Origin of the sequence: Mucilaginibacter aurantiaciroseus (assembly GCF_024055595.1) — a bacterium.
Classification (GTDB): domain Bacteria; phylum Bacteroidota; class Bacteroidia; order Sphingobacteriales; family Sphingobacteriaceae; genus Mucilaginibacter; species Mucilaginibacter aurantiaciroseus.
Genome location: NZ_JAMXOF010000003.1, coordinates 79,644 through 104,736, shown reverse-complemented (window position 1 = coordinate 104,736; position 25,093 = coordinate 79,644). Strand labels below are relative to the sequence as shown.

At 44.5% G+C, this 25,093-nt stretch carries 20 protein-coding genes and 1 pseudogene; 6 read left to right on the top strand and 15 right to left on the bottom strand.

What is annotated here, in order from left to right; all coding sequences use genetic code 11:
- Positions 1 to 150: 150 nt before the first annotated feature.
- The 10 genes from pgl to NAF17_RS13740 form a co-directional block, all read right to left on the bottom strand.
- Positions 151 to 870 carry a 6-phosphogluconolactonase gene (gene pgl, locus NAF17_RS13785; RefSeq protein ID WP_252758589.1) on the bottom strand — a complete coding sequence of 240 codons (720 nt, stop codon included), beginning with the start codon at positions 868 to 870 and terminating at the stop codon, positions 151 to 153.
- A gap of 90 nt (positions 871 to 960) precedes the next feature.
- Positions 961 to 2,478 (bottom strand): glucose-6-phosphate dehydrogenase, encoded by a 1,518-nt coding sequence (gene zwf, locus NAF17_RS13780; protein ID WP_252758588.1) that lies wholly within the window; start codon positions 2,476 to 2,478, stop codon positions 961 to 963.
- Positions 2,479 to 2,583: 105 nt separating this feature from the next.
- Positions 2,584 to 4,014 carry an NADP-dependent phosphogluconate dehydrogenase gene (gene gnd, locus NAF17_RS13775; RefSeq protein ID WP_252758587.1) on the bottom strand — a complete coding sequence of 477 codons (1,431 nt, stop codon included), beginning with the start codon at positions 4,012 to 4,014 and terminating at the stop codon, positions 2,584 to 2,586.
- 1 nt (position 4,015) lies between these two features.
- Positions 4,016 to 4,639: an HAD family hydrolase gene (locus tag NAF17_RS13770; RefSeq protein WP_252758586.1), complete on the bottom strand. Its 624-nt coding sequence runs from the start codon at positions 4,637 to 4,639 to the stop codon at positions 4,016 to 4,018.
- A gap of 5 nt (positions 4,640 to 4,644) precedes the next feature.
- A complete protein-coding gene (tal, locus tag NAF17_RS13765; protein ID WP_252758585.1) occupies positions 4,645 to 5,739 on the bottom strand; it encodes a transaldolase in 1,095 nt (364 codons plus the stop codon).
- Positions 5,740 to 5,945: 206 nt separating this feature from the next.
- Positions 5,946 to 6,644 (bottom strand): ribose 5-phosphate isomerase A, encoded by a 699-nt coding sequence (gene rpiA / locus NAF17_RS13760; RefSeq protein WP_252758584.1) that lies wholly within the window; start codon positions 6,642 to 6,644, stop codon positions 5,946 to 5,948.
- A 72-nt stretch (positions 6,645 to 6,716) separates the two neighbouring features.
- Positions 6,717 to 8,723: a transketolase gene (gene tkt, locus NAF17_RS13755; RefSeq protein ID WP_252758583.1), complete on the bottom strand. Its 2,007-nt coding sequence runs from the start codon at positions 8,721 to 8,723 to the stop codon at positions 6,717 to 6,719.
- A 15-nt stretch (positions 8,724 to 8,738) separates the two neighbouring features.
- Entirely contained in the window at positions 8,739 to 9,494 is a 756-nt protein-coding gene (locus tag NAF17_RS13750; RefSeq protein ID WP_252758582.1) for an ROK family protein, read from the bottom strand.
- Between the two features lie 448 nt (positions 9,495 to 9,942).
- Positions 9,943 to 11,475, bottom strand: coding sequence for a carboxylesterase/lipase family protein (locus NAF17_RS13745; RefSeq protein ID WP_252758581.1), 1,533 nt, complete (start codon positions 11,473 to 11,475; stop codon positions 9,943 to 9,945).
- Positions 11,476 to 11,605: 130 nt separating this feature from the next.
- Entirely contained in the window at positions 11,606 to 13,936 is a 2,331-nt protein-coding gene (locus NAF17_RS13740; RefSeq protein WP_252758580.1) for a glycoside hydrolase family 3 protein, read from the bottom strand.
- 294 nt (positions 13,937 to 14,230) lie between these two features.
- On the opposite strand from NAF17_RS13740, the gene NAF17_RS13735 reads away from it, so the two are divergent.
- Both NAF17_RS13735 and NAF17_RS13730 read left to right on the top strand, forming a co-directional pair.
- Positions 14,231 to 14,707: a class I SAM-dependent methyltransferase gene (locus NAF17_RS13735; RefSeq protein WP_252758579.1), complete on the top strand. Its 477-nt coding sequence runs from the start codon at positions 14,231 to 14,233 to the stop codon at positions 14,705 to 14,707.
- A gap of 460 nt (positions 14,708 to 15,167) precedes the next feature.
- Complete coding sequence (locus NAF17_RS13730; protein WP_252758578.1) at positions 15,168 to 15,728, top strand: biliverdin-producing heme oxygenase; 561 nt, start codon at positions 15,168 to 15,170, stop codon at positions 15,726 to 15,728.
- Between the two features lie 118 nt (positions 15,729 to 15,846).
- Here the strand turns inward: NAF17_RS13730 and NAF17_RS13725 are convergent, their stop codons facing one another.
- Complete coding sequence (locus NAF17_RS13725) at positions 15,847 to 18,051, bottom strand: ATP-binding protein (protein WP_252758577.1); 2,205 nt, start codon at positions 18,049 to 18,051, stop codon at positions 15,847 to 15,849.
- A 224-nt stretch (positions 18,052 to 18,275) separates the two neighbouring features.
- Here NAF17_RS13725 and NAF17_RS13720 point away from each other — a divergent pair, with 224 nt between their 5' ends.
- Positions 18,276 to 18,419 (top strand): hypothetical protein, encoded by a 144-nt coding sequence (locus NAF17_RS13720; RefSeq protein ID WP_252758576.1) that lies wholly within the window; start codon positions 18,276 to 18,278, stop codon positions 18,417 to 18,419.
- Positions 18,420 to 18,486: 67 nt separating this feature from the next.
- A pseudogene (locus NAF17_RS13715) lies at positions 18,487 to 18,855 on the top strand (DUF2569 family protein); the annotation flags it as partial.
- Here the strand turns inward: NAF17_RS13715 and NAF17_RS13710 are convergent.
- Together NAF17_RS13710 and NAF17_RS13705 are read right to left on the bottom strand one after the other, a co-directional pair.
- Positions 18,856 to 20,133 (bottom strand): DUF3472 domain-containing protein, encoded by a 1,278-nt coding sequence (locus NAF17_RS13710; RefSeq protein ID WP_252758574.1) that lies wholly within the window; start codon positions 20,131 to 20,133, stop codon positions 18,856 to 18,858.
- A gap of 39 nt (positions 20,134 to 20,172) precedes the next feature.
- Entirely contained in the window at positions 20,173 to 22,131 is a 1,959-nt protein-coding gene (locus tag NAF17_RS13705) for a beta-galactosidase trimerization domain-containing protein (RefSeq protein ID WP_252758573.1), read from the bottom strand.
- Between the two features lie 157 nt (positions 22,132 to 22,288).
- On the opposite strand from NAF17_RS13705, the gene NAF17_RS13700 reads away from it, so the two are divergent.
- Positions 22,289 to 23,269, top strand: a complete 981-nt coding sequence (locus NAF17_RS13700) for a CBS domain-containing anti-phage protein (protein WP_252758572.1) — start codon at positions 22,289 to 22,291, stop codon at positions 23,267 to 23,269.
- Between the two features lie 8 nt (positions 23,270 to 23,277).
- On the opposite strand, the gene NAF17_RS13695 is transcribed toward NAF17_RS13700, so the two are convergent.
- Together NAF17_RS13695 and pdeM are read right to left on the bottom strand one after the other, a co-directional pair.
- Positions 23,278 to 23,712, bottom strand: a complete 435-nt coding sequence (locus tag NAF17_RS13695) for a CBS domain-containing protein (protein WP_252758571.1) — start codon at positions 23,710 to 23,712, stop codon at positions 23,278 to 23,280.
- An 82-nt stretch (positions 23,713 to 23,794) separates the two neighbouring features.
- Positions 23,795 to 24,460 carry a ligase-associated DNA damage response endonuclease PdeM gene (pdeM, locus tag NAF17_RS13690; RefSeq protein ID WP_252758570.1) on the bottom strand — a complete coding sequence of 222 codons (666 nt, stop codon included), beginning with the start codon at positions 24,458 to 24,460 and terminating at the stop codon, positions 23,795 to 23,797.
- Between the two features lie 290 nt (positions 24,461 to 24,750).
- On the opposite strand from pdeM, the gene NAF17_RS13685 reads away from it, so the two are divergent.
- Positions 24,751 to 25,077: a nucleotide pyrophosphohydrolase gene (locus tag NAF17_RS13685; protein WP_252758569.1), complete on the top strand. Its 327-nt coding sequence runs from the start codon at positions 24,751 to 24,753 to the stop codon at positions 25,075 to 25,077.
- Positions 25,078 to 25,093: the final 16 nt, after the last annotated feature.

Here is a 25,093-nt window from a genome sequence, read left to right as displayed (position 1 = left end):
CAGTTTTGTCAGCACCTAAATTCTTAATACGTTGGTTATTAACGTGTTGAGGATATCCGCCGTGTGTCACGAGTGTGAACGTGAACATTTGGGGTAGAAACCCACCTTAAATTTAACCAAAAAGCCTCCGCAATTACGGAGGCTTTTTGGTTATTTGTTTTGCAGTTTACTTGCTGCCGGTTCGTCGAGGAACCATTGCAGATCGGTGCCTGTGATGAGTTGGGCAGGGTACTCCCGGATGTTTTTCGGGTCTTCGAGGATGTGTTTTACAGCCTCTGCCTTGCCGGCGCCATACACCAGGAACGCGATATGGTGCGCGTTGTTGATGAGCGGGGCGGTAAAGGTAATGCGGTTCATTTTTACCTCGTCTATATACAAAGCCTGCACCGATGCGCTTTCGTCCGTCAATACCGAGGTATGCGGGAACAGGGAAGCCGTGTGCGAGTTATCGCCAAGGCCTAATATGATGAGGTCGAAACTCGCGTTCTCGCCATCGAAAAAACCGATCAGGTGGCGGGTGTAATCTTTAGCGGCTTCTTCGGCACCCAGGGCGGTTTGCACCGCGTAAACATGCGATGGATCTATCCCCAGCGGGTCAAACAAGGTTTGCTTGGCCATCAGGTAATTGCTTTGCGAATCGGTAAGGGGCACATCGCGCTCATCACCAAAAAAGAAAAATACTTTATCCCATTCAATGGTTTCGCGGTATTCGCTTACCAATAGCTCGTGCAATTTTTTGGGCGAACTACCGCCGCTAAGGGCCACGGTAAAGCGGTCGCGGTCGGCAATGGCTCCTTTAGCGCAATCGGCAAAGTATTTGGTTAATGAGGCCAGTACTTTGGTATCCGTATCAAATATGTTCAGTTTCATGCTTCAATTTGAAGATTTGGTTATTTGAAGATTTGAAGATGAGCCGATCTTATTTTCAAATCAGCGCATCTTCAAATTTTCAAATCAATATTATTTTTTGCCACTTACCGGCAGGGTAAACCAGTTATAACCGTCGCGGGCAATTAATGCCTCGGCAGCTTCAGGGCCCCAAGAGTCGGCGCTATAGTTAGGGAAGTTCAGGCTCTTTTTGTTTTGCCAGGTGTTTAGTATAGGCATCACCAGTTCCCATGCAGCTTCTACCTGGTCGCCACGCATAAACAGGGTTTGGTCGCCCAGCATGGTGTCAAGTATCAAAGTTTCATAAGCTTCCGGCGCCTGGTTGGTATAAGTGCCTTTATAGTCGAACACCATATCAACTGCGTTCAGCACCATATCAATACCCGGGCGTTTGGCCTGTACCTGTAAACGGATGCTCATTTCGGGCTGGATGCTAATGATCAGCCTGTTTTGCTGCCAGCTTTCGGTAGCTTCGGCAGGGAATACCAAGTGCGGCACATCCTTAAACTGGATGGTAATAACCGATGACGATTGGTGCATGCGCTTACCTGTACGCAGGTAAAACGGCACACCCTGCCAGCGCCAGTTATCCACAAAGAATTTGATGGCGGCAAAAGTTTCGGTGTTTGATTGCGGGTCAACCTTAGGTTCTTCGCGGTAGCCGGGTACTTCCCGGCCTTTCATCCACCCGCTGCCATACTGGCCCCTAACGGCCGAGTTACGCACATCCTCCGCAGTAAACTTGCGCATTGATTTCAGCACATCAACCTTACGGTCGCGCACTTCATCTGCGTTAAAGCTTACCGGTGGCTCCATGGCTATGGTACAAAGCAATTGCAGCAAGTGGTTCTGGATCATATCACGCATAGCACCCGAGCCATCGTAGTAGTCGCCCCGGTCTTCCACACCCAGCTGCTCGGTAACCGAGATCTGCACGTGCTCTATATAATTACGGTTCCACAACGGCTCCATAATAGAGTTGGCAAAGCGGAAGGCCATAATATTCTGTACGGTCTCTTTACCAAGATAATGGTCGATACGGTAGATCTGGCACTCATCAAAGATGCTTTTAAGCAATTCGTTCAGTTCTTTGGCAGTTTCCAAATCGTGACCGAATGGTTTTTCGATGATGATCCTCACCTTGTTTTTATCCTCGGCCAGTTTGGCTTTAGATATGTTTGAGGCGATTATCGGGAAGAAGTTTGGCGCTACGGCAAGGTAGAATAGCACGTTAGCGGTGGTTTTCCATTCGGCGTTGTGCGCATCTATCCGCTTGCCAAACTCTTTGTAGGTCTCAGCATCAGTAGCGTCAGAAACCTGGTAGTAGATGCCTTTCTCAAACTCGGCCCATTTCTTGGCGTCGGCTTTACCGCTGCGCGAGAACTGGTTAATATCGTTATGTAGGTTACTCCTAAATTGTTCGTCGGTAAGTTTTGTACGGCCCGTGCCAATGATAGAGAATTGCTCTGGCAACCATCCATCTAAAAACAAATTGTATAAGGCCGGCGCAATTTTGCGGGAATTTAGATCGCCCGTACCACCAAATATGATGAAAATGGTTGGTTCTGGTTTTGTGCTATTATTACTCATGATAGTAATGTTTTATATTTTGAAGCAAGAACTCAGGGGCCATGAAGCAAGATTAGCTTCTTTAAATGTCCTGGTTCTTGCATCTTGTTGTCTTGTATCTCTCTATTATTCGCCAGCCGGTGCCCACTGTGTGTGGAACGTGCCTTCTTTGCCTATCAGTTCGTAAGTATGCGCGCCAAAGTAGTCGCGTTGCGCCTGGGTTAAGTTTGATGGCATGCGCTCGTTACGGAAGTTGTCAAAGTATTCTAACGATGCCGCATAAGCAGGGATAGCAATACCGGCATTAACTGCCGATGAAACCACCTTGCGGATGCCCGGAAGCGTACCTTTAACTATTTCGGCTACATCGCTGTCCAATAACAAGTGCTCCAGGTTTTTATCTTTACCGTAAGCACCGTAAATATTCTCCAGGAATTTAGAACGGATGATACATCCACCCCTCCAGATCTTGGCAATCTCGTCAAGCTTCAGATCGTATTTGTACTCGGCAGAAGCAAGTGATAACATTTGCATACCTTGTGAGTAGCTAATGATCATGGTGAAGTAGAAGGCCTGCTCTAAAGCGGTTAACAATTCATCAACGCTGCCTTCGATAGTTTGGTTCTCATTTTTACTGTAGATGCCCGCAGCTTTCGTACGCAGGGCTTTGTATTTAGATAGGTCGCGCATGGCAACGGCAGTGTCTACCGTTGGGATAGGTGCCTGCAGGTCCATCGCGCTTTGCGAAGTCCATTTACCGGTACCTTTCGCGCGGGCTTCGTCTTTAATATCGTCTAAAAGCAAATGGTCGGTTCCGGGTGCTTTATAGGCGAAAATATCCTTTGTAATGTCTAAAAGGAACGATTGTAGGCGGCCATTGTTCCAGTTGGTAAAGATCTTACCAATGGCATCACCGTTCAGCTTTAAGCCCTTTTTCATGATCTCGTAGGTCTCGGCAAGCAATTGCATAATACCGTACTCGATACCATTATGCACCATCTTCACAAAGTGACCAGATGCACCGGGACCTATATAGGTTACACAAGGTACACCATCAACCTTAGCGGCAATGGCTTCGAAGATCGGCTTCATCACCGTGTAGGCATCTTTATCACCACCCGGCATCATGCTTGGGCCGCGGCGCGCGCCTTCTTCACCACCAGATACACCCATTCCAAAAAAGTGCAGGCCATTAGCCTCTAATTCTTCTACACGGCGGTTGGTATCTGTAAAGTGCGAGTTACCACCATCTATTAAAATATCGCCCTTATCCAAAAGGGGAGAAAGTTCTGCAATTACGCTATCAACCGGTTTGCCGGCGGGTACCAGCATCATAATGGCGCGTGGCGTGGTAAGGCTTTGTATAAATTCTTTAACGTCTAAAAATCCTTTCACCTTCAGGTCGCTGCCTTCTTTATTCAGCGAATCTACCTTGCCGGCATCTTTATCGTGCCCTGCTACTGCAAAACCATGGTCGGCCATGTTTAGGAGCAGGCTGCGGCCCATTACACCTAAGCCTATCATGCCAAAAGCATATTTATCTGTTGTTGCGCTCATGTTATTTGAGGTTTTCTTTCTTTAAGTTTTCTAATATTTCCTTTGTTTCTTCAAACGAGGTATGCTGGTGGGCCTCCATACCTAATTTATCGGCGGCCATTGCAAACATCTTCCGGTCGTCAAAATACACGCATTCCTGCGGGCTAGCAAGGGCTACGCCCATAGCAAGCTTAAATATGGCGGGGTCCGGCTTCCGTATCTTTACTTCACAGGATGAGACAAACGCGTCAAAAACCTCATGCAGCTTAAACTTCTTCACACGGTAGTCATTCAGTTCCTTGCCCTCGTTATTAATGGCTATGATGCGGAAACCACAATCTTTTTTCCATTCCTTTAACCACTTTAACATATCAGGCAATTCTTTAGACTGCTTGAACATAAAGTTTTTGAAGTCCTCGCGTGTAAAATCGCGCGGATGATTAAAGATAACGGTGTCCAGGTACTCGTCAAGGTCAACACCAGAGGCTTCGTATACGTTAAATATAAACGTATGCAACTCGCTTAGCTCTTTATAGTTTAGCCCAAACAGCCGGGCAGCCTCTTGCCGGGATTCATGCCCCCAGCCATTGGTGAGCAACACACCGCCGATGTCAAAAAATAGGACTTTTACCGATGTAGCTTCCACAGGGGTTATACTTTAGCTTTTTGGTCTTCGATAGCTTTAAGCAATTTTTCGAAAGGCTTGTTAAATTTATCGATACCTTCATCTTCAAGATCTTGTGTGATCTTATCCAAATCGATACCTAAAGATTTTAACCTGGCTAAAGTTTCGGTAGCCTGGTCTAAGCCTAATATCAACGTATCAGCTGCTATACCATGATCGCGGAAAGCCTCAATAGTTTCTAAAGGAACGGTATCAACAGTGTCCGGGCCAATAAGGGCCTCAACGTATTTGGTATCTTTAAACGCAGGGTTTTTACTACCTGTGCTTGCCCAAAGCAAACGTTGCGGTTTACCACCCTTTGCTTCTAATGCTTTCCAACGCTCGGTGCTAAATACGCGTTTGTAAATTTCATAAGCTTTTTTGGCTGACGCGATGGCAACTTCGCCAACAAGGCCATTTTCGCCTTTTTCCTGTAATAATGGGTCAACAACCACATCAATACGGCTTAAGAAAAAGCTGGCTACTGATGAAATGTGTTCAATGTTATGGCCTGCGGCTAAATGGTCTTCTAAACCGGAGATATAAGCTTCGGTAACGGCTTCGTAACGCTCTAAACCAAATAGTAAAGTAACGTTAATATTGATGCCTTTGGCGATAGATTCGCGGATGGCTTTTAAACCTGGTTTAGTACCAGGAATTTTGATCATTACATTTTTACGGTCGACTTGTTTCCAAAGCAACTCTGCTTGTTTGGCAGTGCCTTCGGCATCTAAAGCTAAAAACGGAGAAACTTCAAGGCTAACGTAACCGTCCGATCCTTTAATACCTTCGTTATATACATCACTAAACAGGTCGGCAGCGGCTTGGATGTCTTTGATCGCTAACTTAAAAAACAGTTCTTCTGTAGTTTTGGCATCAGCGCCAAGTGTTTTTATATCTGCATCATAATCAGAACTGCTGGTTATAGCCTTTTCAAATATCGCCGGGTTCGAGGTAACGCCTCTCACGCCATCTTCGTCGATCAGTTTTTGTAATTTACCTGATGCGATGATCTCGCGGTCAATAAAATCAAGCCAGATGCTTTGGCCGAAATCATGTATTTGTTTTACGTTGTTTGCCATGATAAATGTATGTATTGTGGTTTTTAATTGTATTAATATTTAATTCGTTTTAGCTCCCTCTAAATCTCCCCCGGAAGGGGAGACTTTTAAAACCCTCTCTTCCAAAAGGATCAGGGTATTAATTTTTGTTGCGCAAATCTCAGTTTTAATGCTCCGAATAGTGTAATCTTAATCTCCTTATTAGGTTAAGCTTACGTCAAAAATTATTAGTCATTTTCCGCTGTTAATATCTGCAAGTTATAGCCTATAAAAAGGCCGCTCTCTATTATGCCTGTTATGCTTTTTATATCGTGCTCCAGGCTGTCTTTTAATTCATCAAAATAACAATCCAATATCAAATTGTTATTCTCGGTTACTATTGGGCCGTCCTTGCCTTTTGCAGGTCTTAAAGCGACACTGTTAGCACCCAACTTTTTCAGTTCGGATTCTACATGCAATAATGCCTGCGGATAAACCTCTACCGGTACCGGGAAATTAGTACCCAATTTTGATACCAGTTTGCTGTCATCAATAATAATATAATTTAGCGGACAGCTCCTGATCAATAGTTTCTCTTTAAACATCGCCCCGCCGCGGCCTTTTATCAGCCAGTTGTTAGGGTCAACCTCATCGGCGCCATCAAAGAGCCAGTTGGGAGTATGCTCAAACAAAGTAGTAAGCGGTATCCCCAGCTTACTGCAAAACATCGTTATCTCTAACGACGTGGGGATAGCCAGGATCTTTAACCCCTCGGCCTTTATCCTTTCAGATATTGCCAGTAGCGCCATATATACCGTAGAGCCCGAACCCACGCCAAGTACATCGCCATCCTTTACCTTTTGGGCAATTTGCTGCGCTACTTTTTGTTTGCCGGCCGCGTTGATGATCTGTGATGACCACTCCAGCGTACTGATTAAACTATCCATTTGTGATTAGTATCAAGTATCAAGTAGCAAGACAAAGAAAAATCTATGTACGTGCTACTTGATACTAATGTCTTACAAAAGCGCTTTCGCCTTGTTAACTACATTTTCAACTGTAAAGCCGAAGTGTTTGTAAAGGTCTTCTGCCGGGGCCGACTCACCAAAGGTGGTCATGCCTAAAATATCGCCTTCGTCGGTGGTGTATTTATGCCATCCCATTGGTGATGCCATTTCTACTGCCAAACGTTTGCGGCTTGCTTTAGGGAATACCTTTTCTTTGTAAGCAGCATCCTGTTTCTCAAACAACTCCCACGATGGCATACTTACCACACGTGTAGAAATACCTTCTGCCTCAAGCTTGGCTTGTGCTTCCATGATCAGGGCTACTTCAGAACCGGTTGCCATCAATATCAGGTCAACATTTTTGCTGGCTTCTGATAAGATGTAAGCACCTTTTTCAAGACCGCTTGCTTTACCGTATTTGTCCTGGTCAAGGATGGGTAATCCCTGGCGGGTGAACACCAATACAGTTGGTCCGCCTTTTTTCTCGATAGCTACTTTCCACGCGAACGCGGTTTCGTTTGCATCCGCAGGGCGGATAACGGTAACGTTTGGTATTGCGCGTAATGTTGATAAATGCTCTATCGGCTGATGGGTGGTACCATCTTCGCCAAGGCCAATACTATCATGGGTGTAAACAAATATCGGGCTTATCTTCATAATGGCCGCCAAACGGATTGGCGGGCGCATATAATCTGCAAATTGTAGGAAGGTAGCGCCAAAAGGTAACAGGCCTTTTGTTAAAGCCATACCATTTAAAGCCGAACCCATTGCATGTTCGCGGATCCCGAAGTGGAAGTTACGGCCTGCGCGGTTTTCTGATGTGAATGAATCGTATTCTTTTAAGTTAGTTTCTGTAGATGGTGCTAAATCGGCAGCACCACCAATAAGGTTTGGCAAGCCTGCAGCAACCGCATTTAATACCTTGCCCGATGCCTGGCGGGTTGCCATTTTAGGGTCGGATGCTTTAAATACCGGCAATTTATCTGCCCAGCCTTTTGGCAATTCGCCTGCAAACGCAACTTCGTATTCGGTAGCTAATTCAGGGAATTTCTCTTTGTATTTAGCGAACAGCTCGTTCCATTTAGCTTCGGTTTTTTCACCACGTGCACCTTTTTCGTTGTAGTATTTTAATACTTCGGCAGGTACGTTAAATGATTTTTCAGGATCGAAACCAAAAAATTCTTTTACCAATTTGATCTCATCGGCACCAAGCGGCGAACCGTGTGAACCAGCAGTACCCGATTTGTTTGGGCTACCGTAAGCGATAAGCGAACGAACGCGTATCAGCGATGGTTTCTGTGTTTCGGTTTTAGCGTTGATCAAAGCCAGCTCTAATGCATGGGTATCATTAACGTCAGCTACCTCCTGCACCTGCCATCCGTAGGCACGGAAACGGGCACTTACGTCCTCGTTAAAGGCGATGTCGGTACTACCTTCGATAGAGATGTGGTTATCATCGTATAGGTAGATCAGGTTGCCTAACTGTAAGTGGCCTGCTAATGAAGCTGCTTCAGATGTTACACCTTCCATCATATCACCATCGCTGCAGATAGTGTAGATGTTGTAATTGAAAAGGTCGAAACCTGGTTTGTTGTAACGCGCCGCTAAGTGCTTCTGGGCGATGGCGAAACCAACACCGTTTGCAAAACCCTGGCCAAGCGGGCCGGTAGTAACATCAACACCCGGTGCCAATCCGTATTCCGGGTGGCCTGCGGTTTTGCTGTTTAACTGGCGGAATGCCTTGATATCATCTAATGAAAGATCGTACCCTGTTAAGTATAAAAAGCTGTATTGTAAGATACAAGCGTGGCCTGCCGAAAGGATGAACCTGTCGCGGTTTGCAAAATCAGGATTTTTAGGGTTATAATTTAAAAACTTGGTCCAAAGTACGTGGCCCATTGGTGCCAAAGCCATTGCTGTGCCCGGGTGGCCCGAGTTTGCTTTTTGTACTGCATCTGCCGAAAGGATCCTTACGGTATCTATCGCTAATTTTTCAAGTTCTTTGTTTTCTTTTTCCATTGTTGTGCGTAATTATTATTTTGTTGGGGTTGCCATTGCTGTGTGTGTAACCGGATGTTTATCTTCCTGCCACAATTTCGCCCCGCCTTTAATGCCATCGGCATTGGTTACTATTTTCATGTTTTTGTCCAGCTTAAAATCAAGCAGATCTGAGTTGCCGCCGCCTATATATAAATAGTCGTAGTTGAATACAGTTTTTAATATTTCAAAAACTTTTTCCATGCGGCGGTTCCATTTTTTTTCGCCTACTTCTTCAAGCGCTTTATCACCAATATACTGATCGTAATCGCGGCCTTTTGACACCGGGTGATGCGATACCTCTAAATGCGGCAATAAGTGGCCGTCCATTAATAGGGCGGTGCCGAAGCCTGTGCCAAGGGTTATCACCATTTCCAGGCCTTTGCCGCTAACAACGCCAAGGCCCTGCATGTCGGCATCATTCACAACTTTTGCGTCTTTGCCTAAAGCGCTTTCCAGTTTCTTACGGAAATCTACATCTTTCCAAAAATCGTTACCAAGGTTTGGGGCGGTTTTTACAATACCGTTACGTACATAACCGGGGAAGCCTACCGATACCTTATCATAGGCAGGGTAGCCTTTTATAAGGCCGTTAATAGCTTTGATCACGCTATCCGGATTAGCCGGCTTTGGCGTGGCTACTTTTTTATAGTCCATGGTGAGGTCGCCTTTACTGTTCAGAATAGTAGCTTTTATGCTTGAGCCACCGATGTCAATGGAAAGGATCTTTAACGTAGAAGGAGTAGTTTTCATAGAACCGGTGATAATGTGTTGAACATGTATTCAGGTATCGCGCTGTAAATATCACATTTTAAATAATAAATAGATACTATTCAACTATAATATTAAACGCCAAATAAACATTATACGAATAATATAGGTGTAATGCCTGTGTTACTTTTTATGCAAACACGTTGTATTATGAACCCATTTAAAGCTGCCGAGTTTTTACAGACTGGGTTTTATGACATTTAGGCGATAGAAAGTTAAAACCAATCCGCAGGTGAAAAAACAACCCAAAATGTTCACGTTCACGTTTGTGAACACACACGAATTTTTCTAAATACCATACAATCAGTTGTTTAAAAATTGCGCTACTGACAAAATAGTGCCACCACCTCGTGTCAATAAATTCTTATACCCAAATCGTTCCATTACCGCCCCGCGAACGCCCTTCAACAAGCTCGGTGTGATCCAAATACTACTTCGTTATATTCTTCACCATAAACTCCAATGCCGCTTTATCTACTAATGATTTGGCCGCAGGCGTTTCGCCCAGGTACATGGTTTTTGCCGTGGTAGTGTTATACGAAGGCCATGCCGGGAGTTGGTAACCTTTGGGGTTGCCGGTTTTAACAAAGTTTACCCAGTACTGCGATATAGTATTGGCCAGATCATGATCCACCTGTTCGAGTGGCCGGTTCAGGAACTTCAAGTTGTTAAACACGTATGCCACCTCGCCGGTGTGGAAGGCGCCGTACTTCTTAAACGCTTCGGTTGCCGGCAGGCGGCGGGTAAAGCGGTACAGGTAAACTTTAGCCTTACCTTTTGCGCTTTGAACATTTGCCCAGGTATAATTTTGCGTACCGAAGGTTTGGTCGCGATTGATGGCTATTTGCGATTTGGCTGCTTGTTCATCGGTATCACCCGGGTATAGTTTTAAAAACGCAGCCGCTTTGTCACCATACTTTTTCTGTGCATCGGTGCGGTAATCAGCCGCATTTTTTAACTTGCCGATAAAGGCATCATCAGCGTTCCAGCCGGTAAGCAGGGGTACGCTATTCTCTTTATTTGCTACAAATATTGCTGCTATGCTTTGCGGCAATACATACCCGTCAACAATTGGGCGGCCGCCAAACTGTTTTAAAAGGTATTCGGCGGGCAGTTTACGCAAATCGGCTAATGATCTTGCGCCAAGGGCCTCGGCAGTTTTTACACCTGCTTCTTCCGCCTGTTGTAAGGTTAAACCACCAAACGGGCCCGTAGTAAAACTTGCACCGCTTTCGGCAATTGCCCTGTTAAAAAGGCCTTTTGCTAATGGTGATGCCACAAGACTATTCACCGCCATAGAACCCGCCGATTGCCCCGCAATGGTTACATGGTTTGGGTCGCCACCAAAGGCGGCAATGTTTTGCTTTACCCACTTCAAGGCTGCAAGCTGGTCCATTAACCCGTAGTTACCCGATGCATGGTTAGGCGATTCTTTCGTTAGTTCAGGGTGGGAAAAGAAACCTAATATGCCCACACGGTATGGGATGCTCACCAGTATAATTCCTTTTTTAGCAAGCGCTTCGCCATCGTAAATAGGCACGTTGGTACCGCCGCTTACAAAGCCACCACCATAGATCCACACCATTACCGGGCGTTTTTCGGCAGGTGATTTTGCAGCCGTCCAAATGTTCAGGTACAGGCAATCTTCGCTCAACGGTTCATCTTTTATCAAAAACTCGCGGGTGTAAACGCCAAACTCGTTGGGCTTTGCCTGCATGGGGCTTTTGGCAAATTGGGTACATTCTTTTACGCCGGCCCATGGTTTTACAGGCTGTGGGGCTTTCCAGCGCAAATCGCCAACCGGCGGCGCGGCAAAAGGGATGCCTTTAAAGATCTGAACACTTTTATCCTCGCTAACCGTGCCGGATATTTTACCGGCAGTGGTTTGTATAACATTAAAGGCCTCTTGCGAGAAAGCACAATAGGTGATTAACAACAGGGATAAAGTGAAGATGCGTTTCATGATCTAAGGTTAAAAGGTTACCACAAAGAGCACAAAGGAAAACCACAAAGCTCACAAAGAGATATTGAACCACTTTGTGCCCTTTGTGAAATCTCTGTGTACTTTTTGGTTAAATATAAACTATTGCAAATTAATGTTTTACAGCTGGTTTGCCATACCTGGCTGTGCGGGCATCTTTAATTACGCCTTTCCAGTTCAACCCGTAAGCAAAATCGTATACATGGCCTTCAGAATCGGTATAGCACTTCATATCGTGTGGTACATCTTCGTATTGGGCTTCTACAACTTTCATATCCAATGGCATCTGCAGGGGCAATAAAGCCGATGGTTCTGCTTTACCGGTTAAGATATCCAGACTTGCCTGGCCCTGCACACCAAAATCGGCGATGATGGCGTTGGCGTTTTTCTCGAACTCGCCAAATACCAGCGGGTTGTTTACGTTTATAGATACGATAACCGGCTTGCCTTTCATTTTGGCGTAGGTATCGTTCACCATTGCCAGGTCGGTAACATTGGTCGAGATCTCTGATTTGTTTTTATAACTACGGTTGGTAAATTTCTCCAGCGGGTCGCCACCGGCAAGGCTGGTTTCACGGGCCGTTTCGGCAGTGTATTTACCGTATTGTAATGATACCGGTAAGTAGCCATTGCCGCCTGCCTTCACATCAGCCTCGTCATATCCACCGTGACCAATTGGGCTCGCAATAAATACCAGGGCGTAGTCGGCTTCATCGGGGTTTTCGGTTACTTTAAAGTATTTTTTAACAATATCCATATTCAACGGGTACTCCAGTTTTTCAGGATAAGGCCTGCCCAAAAAGTTTTTACCCGCCGGGGTAAATTTCTTAGGCACATAAACAGTTTTGCCTGTTTGCAAAGGCAGCACGTTAGCCTTGTTCTTCAGCATCACTATCGACTTTAGTTGCGCATCGTAACCCGCCTTCATAAATTCGGGGTTGCCCACGGTTTTTTTGGTTACTTCAACATCCAGGTACGGGTTCTCAAACAAACCGGTACGGAAACTACCCCTTAGCAAACGCACGGCAGATTGCTCAAACCTGGCGCGCATAAACGTTTCGCCATGTTCTTTAATGCCTATTTGGTAAGCCTCTAAAACAGGGGCCATATTGTTATTGCCGCCAAACTGGTCAACACCGGCCATCAGTATTTTGTAATGGCGCTGGGCGATGGTAGCTTTCTCCATCCCCCATGATTTACCCGACAGGAAGCTGTTAATCACCGTTTCGTCGCCTGTTACCATCCAGTCGGTACAAACCACACCATCATAATGGTATTTGTTGCGCAGCAGGTCGGTAATAATGTATTTGTTATAGTTGTTCGCCACGTTCTCGTGGTTCCTGGTATCCTGGTTAAAGCTAATGGTATAGTAGGGCATCACCGCGGCAGCCATCCCTGTTTTGCCGGCAAGCTTAAACGCGCCTTGTGTAAAAGGTATCAAAGCTTCGTTAAAGTTTTTGCCGGGGTAAACGGCATATTTACCAAAACCGAAGTGCGCATCGCGGCCACCTTCGCCGGCGCCACCGCCCGGCCAGTGTTTCACCATGGCGTTTACACTATTATATCCCCAGCCGTTGGCTAGTTCTTTAGCCCCAGTTGATGTCTGGAAACCATCTATGTAGGCCCTTGCCATATCTGCCGCCAGTTGCGGGTCTTCGCCAAAAGTACCGCTTACGCGGTTCCAGCGCGGGTCGCTGGTCATATCAACCTGCGGCGATAACGCTGTGGCAATGCCAAGCGCACGATATTCCTGCGCGGCTATATGGCCAAATTTTTCTGTTTCGGCAGGGTTGAAGGTCGCGGCCATACCTAATGAGCCGGGCCACATAGAAATAATACCACCCGCACCACCGTTAAACTCGGCAGTGGCAACCGTGCCGTGGCGAGGGTCCGAACTGTTATTAGCCGGGATACCCATGCCTGTACCCTCGGTATATGCCTGCACATTATTGTTCCATCGCGCAACTACCTCGGGGCTTTTTACCGATGTTACCAGCACGTGGCGCACATTATCTTTGGAAAGGAATTGTTTTTGCTGATCTGACAGGTCGTAAGCATTTGCGCCACTTTCTGAGAAAGGCTTGCCGCCATAAGTGGCCGCGAACGGCCCATCCGGGATGCTCGGGATCATTTGGTGGCGGCTATATAGCATTAAGCCCGCTATCTGCTCAACGCTAAGTTTCGAGGCAAGGTCTTTAGCGCGTACATCAATGGGTAAGCGCCAGTCTTCGTATTTATCCAGCTTGCCGTTCTTGTTCAGGTCTTTAAATGCCAGGCCGTCAATGGTAAGTATTTTAACGCCGGATGTGGTGGAGTAACCCAGGCTGCGCCCGCCGGTGTTGCTTACAAAAGCGATGTCGCCATTTTTGGTTTCGCTCCATTTGGTTTGTGCCGATGCCAAAGCAGGAAACAGCGCAAGCAGCATTAGATAATTTTTCCTCATAAAAATCACTTCAATTAAATACAGTCCGGTTAAGGCTATAAACTATTTATAATTGGTTATCAACACAATATGTGGCTATTGTGTCATCGGTACACAATACTAAATATTATAATTTGAAATAGCAAATGCCGTTTTTTAATAATACATTTAACATAACATTGTTACATTATTATACCCATACAGTTTACCACGTAAGGGTTAAAATAAACCTACTTGCTACACCTCCTTATGACAAATTCAATAAATTGCAGGATACGCAATACTCCTGTTGAGCCATAGCACGTTTTTAAAGAAATGATGTTTGGGGCCCGAGAACAGTTTGGGTATGGCGAGTGCCTTAATTGTGGTTGCATTCAAATTATGGAAGTGCCTGTTGATATCAATAAGCATTACCCGCCGTACTACGTATCGTTTAACCAAATTGTGCCAAAGCTTAAAAGGCAGCCATTGCTAAATCGGTTGATAAGCGGCATCCGGATGAAGAAAAAACATACAACATCAGGCAGTAGGGCTTTTGCTTTATTAAAACCCATTAAGACCATGCCGGGGGCAAAAATTTTGGATATTGGTTGTGGAAAAGGCCGGCTCATTTGCGAATTATTTAACCTCGGTTTTGAACACGTTACCGGCGTTAATAAATTTATAGGTAACGAAATACATCACGGGTTTAATGTTGAGGTATTAAAAATAGACCTGTCTGAAATGCCCTCCAACACGTATGATGCGCTTATTACCCACCATGTGTTAGAACATATGGATCAACAGGTATAGGAAATGGAACAATACCACAGGCTATTAAAAAAGTTGCGGTATATTTTTGGTATGCGTGCCGGTGCTTGGCGAGGCGTGGGATATTTACTAAGAAAACCGGGTGCAGTTATACGCGCCCGGGCATTTTGTGTTGCACACTAAAAAAAGCATGGGTATTTTAGCAGAAAAAACCGGCTTTACAGTGGCCAAAACAATTTTGATTCGGCAGCATTTCAATTTTTGGGAAGCGAATTGTATGAACGGGATATCCCGTTAACACTACCGCGCACCCATCAAATGTACCCGATCGAAGAAATATTTACACCGGATGAACTTGACGGATTCGGGAAAAGGTCTGTAGCATTAAATGCTAAACAGCGTGGAAACCCGGCCCGGCTTTATTTATATAAAAAGTAATGCGATCAGCTATTTAAGCTGTGTAAACAAATTGGCTTTGCAAAAGGCCGGCTTATTAAGAAATATGTTATCAGATAAATTAAAAGAAGAAACTAAAGCCAATCACCAGATCTTAGAAAAGAGACTTGTGAGCCAGCTTAAGGCCATCCGCTCGCAGCAGGAATATGCCAACCTTTTAAAATTATTCTACGGCTACTTTGGGGGGCTGGAAGTTAAAATAAACCAGGCGATAGATAAAAACCTATTGCCCGATAATGATGAGCGGCGTAAAACACAAGCCATTGCCGATGATATAACCGCACTTGGCGGCGATGTGCCGGCAAAAGCCGACTGTGATGCACTGCCGCGCATTAAAAACCATTTAGAAGCCTTGGGCGCATTGTACGTAATAGAGGGATCTACCCTGGGGGGCAAGATCATCAGCAAAATGATGCAGCAGCAATTAAGTTTGGATAAAGGCCTGTCGTTTTTTACCAGCTATGGTGATAACACAGTAACCATGTGGGATACGTTTAAAAACGCTTTGGATAGCCAGGCCGAAAACCCGGAACAGGAAGCCGTTATAATAGCTGCCGCCAACGAAACCTTTTTCAAGTTTGGCGAATGGTTTGAGAAGGCTAAATAATAGCATCCGGCATCCGGATCTGTTAGCCAACGGATTGGGATGCCGCAGGATAATTAGCGGTGATAATTTGCATGAGAGATGCTGATTCGTTGGCTAACGGCAGCATGACAAAGCGTTATTACTTATTAAACAGGATGTTAAAGGTTGAGCCATTGCCCAGCTCGCTCTCTACCCAAACCTTGCCCTTGTGTTTGTCTATTATGCGCTTTACAATGGCAAGCCCTACGCCTGATCCTTCGATATCACCCACATTATCCGTGCGGTGGAATAATTCAAATATCCTTGGCCGCTGTTTAATATCTATACCCAGGCCATTATCCGTAATTGAATAAACTACCTCATGGTTGTTTTTGGTACCCGATATGGTCACCTTAGGCGGATTAGAGTGCATGGAGTATTTAATTGCGTTGCTAATGATGTTAGAAAACACCTGCGATATCATTACCGGGTCGCACTGGATCCTTGGGGTTTTACCAATGGTTATGCAGCTTTCATCAAAATCGTAGATGAGTAGCAGATCGCGCACAATATCCTGTATGATAGGTTTGGGATCGATGTTAGATAATGTCAATTCCAACCGCCCAATGCGCGAGTAATCCAATACCTCGTTGATCATGTTATTCATTTTATCGGCACCCTTGTTGATGCGTTCTAAAATTTTAACAGACTGCGGATTCATTCCCTTATCGCGCAGCAAAATTTGCGCATAGCTTTTAACGGTTGATATCGGGTTCTTCAGATCGTGCGATATCGTGAAACTAAAGGTATCCAGCTCTTCATAGGCCTCTTTCAGCTTTTCGTTAAGCAGGCGGATGGCCCCTGCTTTTTGGTTGATGGCGTAAGTGATTTCGCTACGCAGGCGCATTACAGATTTCACCTCCTCGTTAGTCCAGTTTTTTGATGTGCCCGATACCGTTTGCGACCAGGCCTCGAACGAATGCCGGGGCGATAATTGCGCTACCCCATCAACCGTTGTCTCTACCGGTTTATCGGGGGTGCCTGCCCAGGTAATGGTCTCCAGTTGCTCGGGCTTAAACCATATCACGTATTCGCCAAGCTCGCGGGATAGCGTAGTTACCATTATACCCGATGCAACGTTCTTGAATAATGCAGATTCTGGAAATTCAACCGGTAGCTGGTTGGTGTAGTAAAAATTATCGCTTACATTATTTTTTAACCAGGCAACCACACTGGTTATCTGCAAATCGGTTGGTGTAATGCCAAGGGTATGTATGTGGTTTTCAAAGATAAGGGCCGCGCCCGGGGCTTCAACCGCGTTAAGCAGGTTAACACTATGGGCGGTTAAGGCATGATCGATATTGGTATCCTTTAACATCAACCGGCTTAGTTGGGCAACAGCACTTTTAAAAAGCGCTTGTGTGTGCTGGTTCTCTTCGTCCTGCCTAAACTCAAGGGCAGACGATAGTATCTGGCCTATTAATTTTGCCGACTCCCGCGACCTGTAATCTATAAACCGTGGCGAATAATTATGGCACGCTATCAAACCCCAAAGCTCGCCCTTGTACATCAGGGAGATACTGAAGCTGGATTCGACCCCCATGTTTTTTAAATACTGAATGTGGATGGGCGATACCGCGCGCAGGCCGGAGTTGGTCATATCCAGCGGTAGTTCGTTAGCTGCTATGGTTAAAATAGCCGATGGCTCGGCATGTACATTGGCAATTAAGCGGGTTAAATTTAGTTTGTAAAGCTCGCGTGCTTGTTTAGGGATATCCGATGCAGGGTAGTGCAGGCCAAGCCATGAGGGTAATTCTGTATTTTTTGCTTCGGCAATAACTTCGCCATGCCCGTCCTCCGCAAAGCGGTAAACCATTACCCTATCATACCCTATTACGTTTTTAACCTGTACCGCACTATTACTTAAAAGGTTTTGCAGGTTTTTATCGGCCAACATTTCCGCGATAGACCGGCCTATCATTTTTTGCACATCGGTAGCGCTGTCAGAATGCGCAGGCTCAAACTCCAGCAAATAAAAATCCGCTGATACAGATATGATCAAATGAAATGCAACTCCTCGTATGTTCGTATTAAAAGGGTTGGTTTGGTCAAATCCTTTAATTTTTCCGAAGGATAAAAGTTGACTTATAAAGTTAGGCGGCTCGTTTTTACCGATGATAGGCTCGATAATGTTGATGTGCTTACCCAATAAATTTGGAGAAATATCCGGTAAAAACACAGTAATATTATCACTGTGATAAACGATGACATTGTCCTGATTGATAACGAATAAAAACCCGTGCGATTGTATTTTACCGGGAATGTGAATAGGTTCTCTGTCGCAGTTGGTAAGATCAACATTCATGAGATTAATTTATAGCACAATACTTGAACAAATATGAAACATTATCCGGCATTTTCGCATATTGAAGTGAAATATAAATATTAAACAATATTTGCAGGAGTTGCCATGGCGGCATCTACCCTTTAAATGGTCGCATTACCACCCTGTTACAATTGCAAAACCGGCATACATTTGTTTATATTTATTAACCAATCAAACTAACCATCATTACAAAAGAACTTTGGATGAACCTACCGGTGAAGGATCTTAACCGTTCGAGAGAATTTTTCAACGCCATTGGCTTTTCTTTTAAGGATGGTTTCGGCAGCAACGATAAAATGGCACCGCTTGTTGTTGGAGATAAAGGTATTTGCTACCGTTATAAATAACGGATCGTTCGACATGAGCAAATGAGATTTAAAACTCCCGGGATCTTCTAAAGCTTTTTACAATGCCGCTTTTACATTCGAAACATTTGGCAATGTGTTTACAATATGCTTTGCCGCCTTTTGCTTTTTCCTAATGATAAAAAGGCGCGATATATTCCCCAAATTCATCATTGGCTTAAATGCGTATTGGGTGGTGTTCCATTTGTTAGTTCTTATTTTATTACAATCGGCAGGTGCGAAAACTGACACCGATGATGGTAAAGCTTTAATGCGGTCAATTATTGTAGCCGCCATTCGGATCCCCTATTTTATTAAAAGCACTTTTGTACAAAAAACTTTTATTGTACTATACCCGGTGAACAAATACGCTTTTTATACCTACGTGGAACTACTGTCAGAGCCTGAGGAAGCTGAAAAAAGGAACAATGACGAATAGTTACCTCGGCAGCGTTTTGAAGTCAATTAAAGGCGGATGAAATGTGTTTTTTGGTGAAAATTTCTGGTTTAAAGGCGCCAGATCGTCAAAAAAACCGCCGTTGCGCAGGTATAATACACCGTCTTTTATACCACCCGAATAATCTTTACGATAGTTCTTGCGGGCGGTTTCATCGCCGGTGTAAGTGACGTTGCCTGTAGCGGAAAAATACCCCAGCGTATCGCCCAGCCATTGGTTGGTGAAGTAGGCCATGCGGGTTTTGTCGCCATTATCAGGTTCAAAGTTTTCTACAAAGGAGTACAAGTCGTTTAGATAAAGGTTAGTTTTTGGGCGAAGAAAGCTTGCGATAAGCAACCATGTATTACTGCTTTTCTCTTTAAACCAGGCGGTGTACATAGTTGCGTCTTTTGTAGGATTAGGGTCGGCTTCTAATAAAAACGCGTAGGTTTTACCTGCCTGCCAAGGGTACTGCAGGTAGCTTTGCCCACCCGATCCCTCATCACCAAAGGCCCCGCCGTGTACGGTTGGGCCTTTGTTTAACAGCTTGATACGCAGGCTATCGGGAATGCTCTTAGGGTCATCAGTAGTAAAAGGGCTCCAAACGGAGAACAACACCCTGCGCTCTGTAGCCGAATTTACCTGCATACCAAAATACCCGCCATTAAAACCATCGGCCATAAAATAGGAACCAACAACATCCATTTTTTGCGGAACGGTTATCTCGTTATAAAACCATTTTACCTGGTTTTTAATGCTATCGGGTATCCCATACCGTAAATGCACCGATGGCCCGCGCCTGCCAAAATGGAATGATGAGCCGGGTTTTACATAGGTAAGTTGGTTATCAGCATTTACGCCGTCTACAATTAAGTCGGTAACATCTGCATAATCACTTCCTGTTTTGCTGATGCCTTTCAGGTTGAGCTTTACATAGCCCGGTTTAAGTATAGATATGTTACCCATGCTTACTGTGTCAAAAGCAGCATTGCTAAGCTTTTTGGTGAAAACCATTTTACCGGAGGAAATGCTTATTGCACTATTACCCTTTGGTACACGCAAGCGTAGCGCCAGTTTAAAAGTTTGCGGCGTTGAAACCCTGAAATATATGCTTGTTATATCTTGCGGGCTTTTCCAATTAATTATGCCTTCATCGGAAACAATAGCCGCGCCTTTAGCCCAGGCATTGCCACCAAGCGGGATAATGGCTTTTGTCGACTGTGCACTAACAATAACGGTATTGAAATATATTAAAGTAGCCAGTAACATTAGTTTTTTCATTTCCTTTGATATTGGAATGGCTAATATAAAAAGATAAACCTACACCCATTTGATCACCAAAGTTTTTTCGGCCTCTATACTGATGTGGTTGCCGCCAACCTTACCGCCGTTATTGGCAAAAATAACGATGGGTTGCAAGGTGGCTTCCCGAAGGATCAGCTTAAATTCGCGATGTGTTTCTGATTTATTAATGATGATGGTTACCCATTCCGTAGCATTGCCCATTACTTTCATCAGTATACCTTTTTGCGGCTCCTCAAAAACAAAGGGCAGGTTTAGTGTATCCAAATTTATCGCTTTGGCAAGAAACATGTTCAGGTGGTTATAATCGCCCAGTATCCTGCTTCCTAAACCAATGAGTGACGGCAACCAGTAAACTGTGCCCTTGCCAATCATATTTTGCGTAGCAGTTAAGTTTTCTCCGCGGCATGCCAATGCCGTTGCTGTAGTGGTTTTTAACTCACCGCGCCATTGATAGGCCGGCAAGGCAATACCATCAGCCATCAGTTCTTCCATCTCATCAATGGCTATATATTCCAACACATCCGCTCCAAACAAGTTACGTAAAGGGAAATTTAAGCGCATGGTGCCAACGGCATTTTCATCGTAATAGCCGGTTAGTCCGTCGGCAATTAGTTTACCGCCTTTTAGTACAAATGTTTCCAATAATATCCAATATTTTGATGGAATGGAGATTTGGTGCGCCAAAATAATAACCGCCCCGATGTAATCATCTTTATAAAAGTCAAATTCACTTATCTCTTTTAAATTGGCTTGCACTCCGGCCTCGCTCAATGCCTCAAAATAAGCGATAGCCGATTTCATAACCCCACCTTCGTCACGCCCCTCGTAGCTTTTGCCACCCATTTGCAGCTTTTTCTCTATCCATAATGACTCGCGGATGTAAATGATGTTGATGCCGGATTGTAATTCCTTCGCATCCTCAAAAAAGGTAATCTGTTCATTAAGGGTATTGATAACTTCGGTTGTAGCCTGCAACCTGTCGGATGGTTCGTTATGATAATTTAGCATACCCCATTCGCCGGCTTCGATACCTGATGAACGTGGGTTTAGGCACCAAAAGATAGCGCCCTTGCTTTCGCTGCCGATGGCAATCCAAAGCCATTGGGCAATTTCTTCTTTGGTGGGGCACAGGGCTAAAAAGCCGCTGTAGGTATTGTTACCACCCTGCAATTCGGTCATAAACCAGGGGGTTTCGCCTGCGCCCGAGCGGATGATCTCGCAGTTAGCAGCTATGGCCAAAGCATATTGTTGGCGACTAAAGTTGTCAAAGTGCCAGCTGGCATGCGCCGATCCACCCAAACTGGTCAAAAAATCGCGCCAGGCTGTAAAATCATATTCGGCCACGTTTTTAAATATGGCGTGGTTATTTACATGGATGATGCTTTCCGGGTCGTGTTTATAGATCTCACCCGTAAGCCATTGCAGGAACCAGGTGTTGTAATAGAGATGGAAGCGCTCATCCGCAAAATCAAAATGATCATAACCGCCGCTCGTGTATTCCGGATGTGCCTGGGCGGCTTTCCATTCGCTATATTTATCGGTCGCATGCTGGTCTTGCGGAAAATGCCCAACTCCCGGTTCATTTACCGGTACCCAGCCATAACAGGAGTTGAACTGTTTAAAATGACTGATAACATTCTCTACATATCGTTCTATAGCGACAAGATGATTTTCATCCTTCGGGAATTTTAGCCCTCCCAAGTCGGTAAACGCCGTAGCCGGGAACAGGTTGCCATAAACTTTAATGCCATATTTATCGGCGGCTTTATAGGCTTCATCAAACAGGGTAAAATCCCATTTTCCATCAGCCTTATGCATATAAGTTTCAAACAGGCGGATGCGGGTAACCGTCATCCCGGCTTCCTGCAGCCGTTTAAACCAAAGGTCAATTTCTTTGGGTGTTTGCCCGGGTTCTATAAAAACCTCGGCACCTATCATTATAGGGGTAGCCTGCTGTTTGGAAGTGTACTGCATAATAATCTGCCGGGCATCAACGCACCGTAAAGGAGTAACTTTTTAAAGCAGGAATGGTTTTAAAGTCGGGTTTAGATAGAATGGATGTAGCTGTACAGTATTATATAAATAATACAATAATTAATTTGTAAGTTAGTGCACATAAACCTTATCAAAGATGTCAATAGTTAAAGAAGAGTTTGCAGAACTCGTAAATGAAATTAAAGAAAACGACAAAGAATTTGAGATTACTCCAAGAACTTTATTAGACGCATTTTGGTGTGAAAAGCGAACATCTGGCAATCAAGCTCGAGTTGACCAATACTTATTTGAAAATCAACTTGAGACGGAACCGGATTATAGAAATGGATGGTTCGATGGTGATATAATATTAAGGCATAGGAAACGGGCAAAAGCTAAAAATGAAAGCGACCCTATTCAAAGATTGAAGTTACTACCAGCGGCAAATAAAGAATTGGTAACGGTTCAAAAAGAATCAACTCTTAAAGAGGCTATTACTTTAATGATGTTAAATAACTATTCACAATTACCCGTGATGAGTAGTACAAGAAACGTATACGGTGTAGTTAACTGGGATACTATAGGTTTTGCATTGGCAAACGGTTGTAAATCTGACGATATTAAAGATTACACGTCAAAATATTACGCCATATTAGACTACGATACCCCTTTGTTAGAGGCAATATCCGTTATTATAGAAAAGGAGTTTGCTTTGGTTCAAAAGAATGACAAAACAATTAGCGGTATCGTTACCCTCGCTGATATCAGCACGCAATTTATTACTGTTACGGAACCTTTTTTATTACTTGAACAAATAGAAAAACATTTAAGGCAAATTTTAGACAGTAAATTTTTAGTCGATGACTTGCGCGAGTTTTGTAAAATAGGGGATATAGAAAGAGATATTGAATTTATAGATGATTTAGCGTTCGGAGATTATTTACAAATCTTTAGCAATCCTGATTACTGGGAAAAATTAAACCTTTCTTTTGAACGATCCCATTTTATAAAAATGTTAGATAAAGTAAGAATTATACGAAACGATATCATGCATTTCGATCCGGAAGGCATTACCAAAGAGCAACGTGAAGATTTGACTAAAATGGCAAAATTCCTTATGCTCACTCGAAAGTTTTAAAGGCGGATTTATGTCGAATGAATATAGCTCTGCAGCTGCTCTATAGTTTCTTTTTGCGAGTGTATGGTTTCGTAAACCAGGTCGTTGATGGAAATGATGCCGCTGAGGTTCTGTTCCTTATCAAACACGGGCAGGTAGCGTATGTTGCGCTCGCTCATGATCAGCATACAGTCATCTACAGAAGAATCCGGCGTGATGTGTGGGAAGCTATTGCTCATAATTTCGCCAACGGTGGTTTCGTCAGAGTGTTTACCCATCAATATGATTTTACGGGCGTAATCGCGTTCGGTTACCAGGCCAATATATTCGTCATTTTCGGTTACCACTACCGAGCCGATATTTTTTTCGGACATCAGCTTTAATACATCTAAAACAATGGTTGTGGCAGGTACAGCAATAACATTGCTCCCCTTACGGGCAAGGATGTGTTTTACGCTTTTCATATAAATTGAGGTTATTGGAGACCTCAATTTACAAATAACTATAAGAAAAGCAATAAGTTATATTAAAATAATAATGCGCCGGTTAGCTTATGGCGATAACCTTATCCGCCAGCACGCCAAAAATCCTATCGGCCTTGCGGCTCAGGATAGCCACTTTACCAGTAAATTTGCCAAAGGAAGGCAATATGGCTTGATGCTTACCAAAAGCGAAACATGGCAACGTAACGCGCTGCCTGCCCCGGCCAACCAAACTAATACCAGGGTGAATGTGCCCGCATAAAACGTAACCGTCTTCCTCTTTCGTCTCCGGATCGGGCAGCGGGTGGTGCAGCATCAGGAAAGGGCCAACAACCAACCTCTTATGTAAAATGACGCGCAGGGCAGTATAATGTTTATCGCTGATGATATCGTGGTTGCCCTTTATCAGGATGATCTCCAATTTGGGGAACTGGCTCCGCCAAAGCACAAACCAATCCCAATCGTTATTCATGTCGCTGTGGAACAGATCGCCGAGGAAGAATAATTTGTCGGGGCGATGCTCATGGATGAGATCGGAAAGCATGGCCAGGTCATCCTGCTCCATATTGCGGGGGATAGCAATACCGGCCTTGCGAAAATGCCCAACTTTACCAAAATGCACATCGGTTATGATGAGGGCGTTTTCTTGCGCCCAATAAATAGCCTTTTGTGGTAACAGTAAAAGATCCTGATCTAAAAATTGGAAAGGTGTACCCGCACTCATCGTCATATCGAGGGCAAAGATAAGGGTTTTGAGGATTTGATGAGCGGAGAATGGTTGATTAGGTGTGTGGGTTTTTTGGGGCTGAGATGTACTCACCCTGACATCGCTTCGCTGGTCGCTCCTCTCTTCGCTGCGCGGAAAGAGGGGAAGAAAGCCTCTCCCCAACCCTCTCCAAAGGAGAGGGCGTAAAACTCTTACCCTCTTCGCGGAGCAGAGAGTGTCGCACATGAAATGCCGCGGAGTGAGTAACTCGCAAAGCGATATGTTATTCGGTTACTAATTATGTAATATTGTTTATGGAAATTAAGGAAGCGCAGCATCTTGTAGATAACTGGATCAAAACAACCGGTGTACGATATTTTAACGAGCTAACCAATACCGCCATGTTAATGGAAGAGGTGGGCGAAGTTGCCCGCATCATGGCAAGGCAATACGGCGAGCAATCGTTTAAAGCATCTGACAAGGAAGTTAACCTGGCAGATGAAATGGCCGATGTGCTGTTTGTACTGATCTGCCTGGCTAACCAAACCGGGATAGACCTGACTGACGCGCTGGAGAAAAACATGCAAAAGAAAAGCATCCGCGATGCAGACAGGCACCAGAATAATGAGAAACTGAAATAGCAATCTACGTTATATA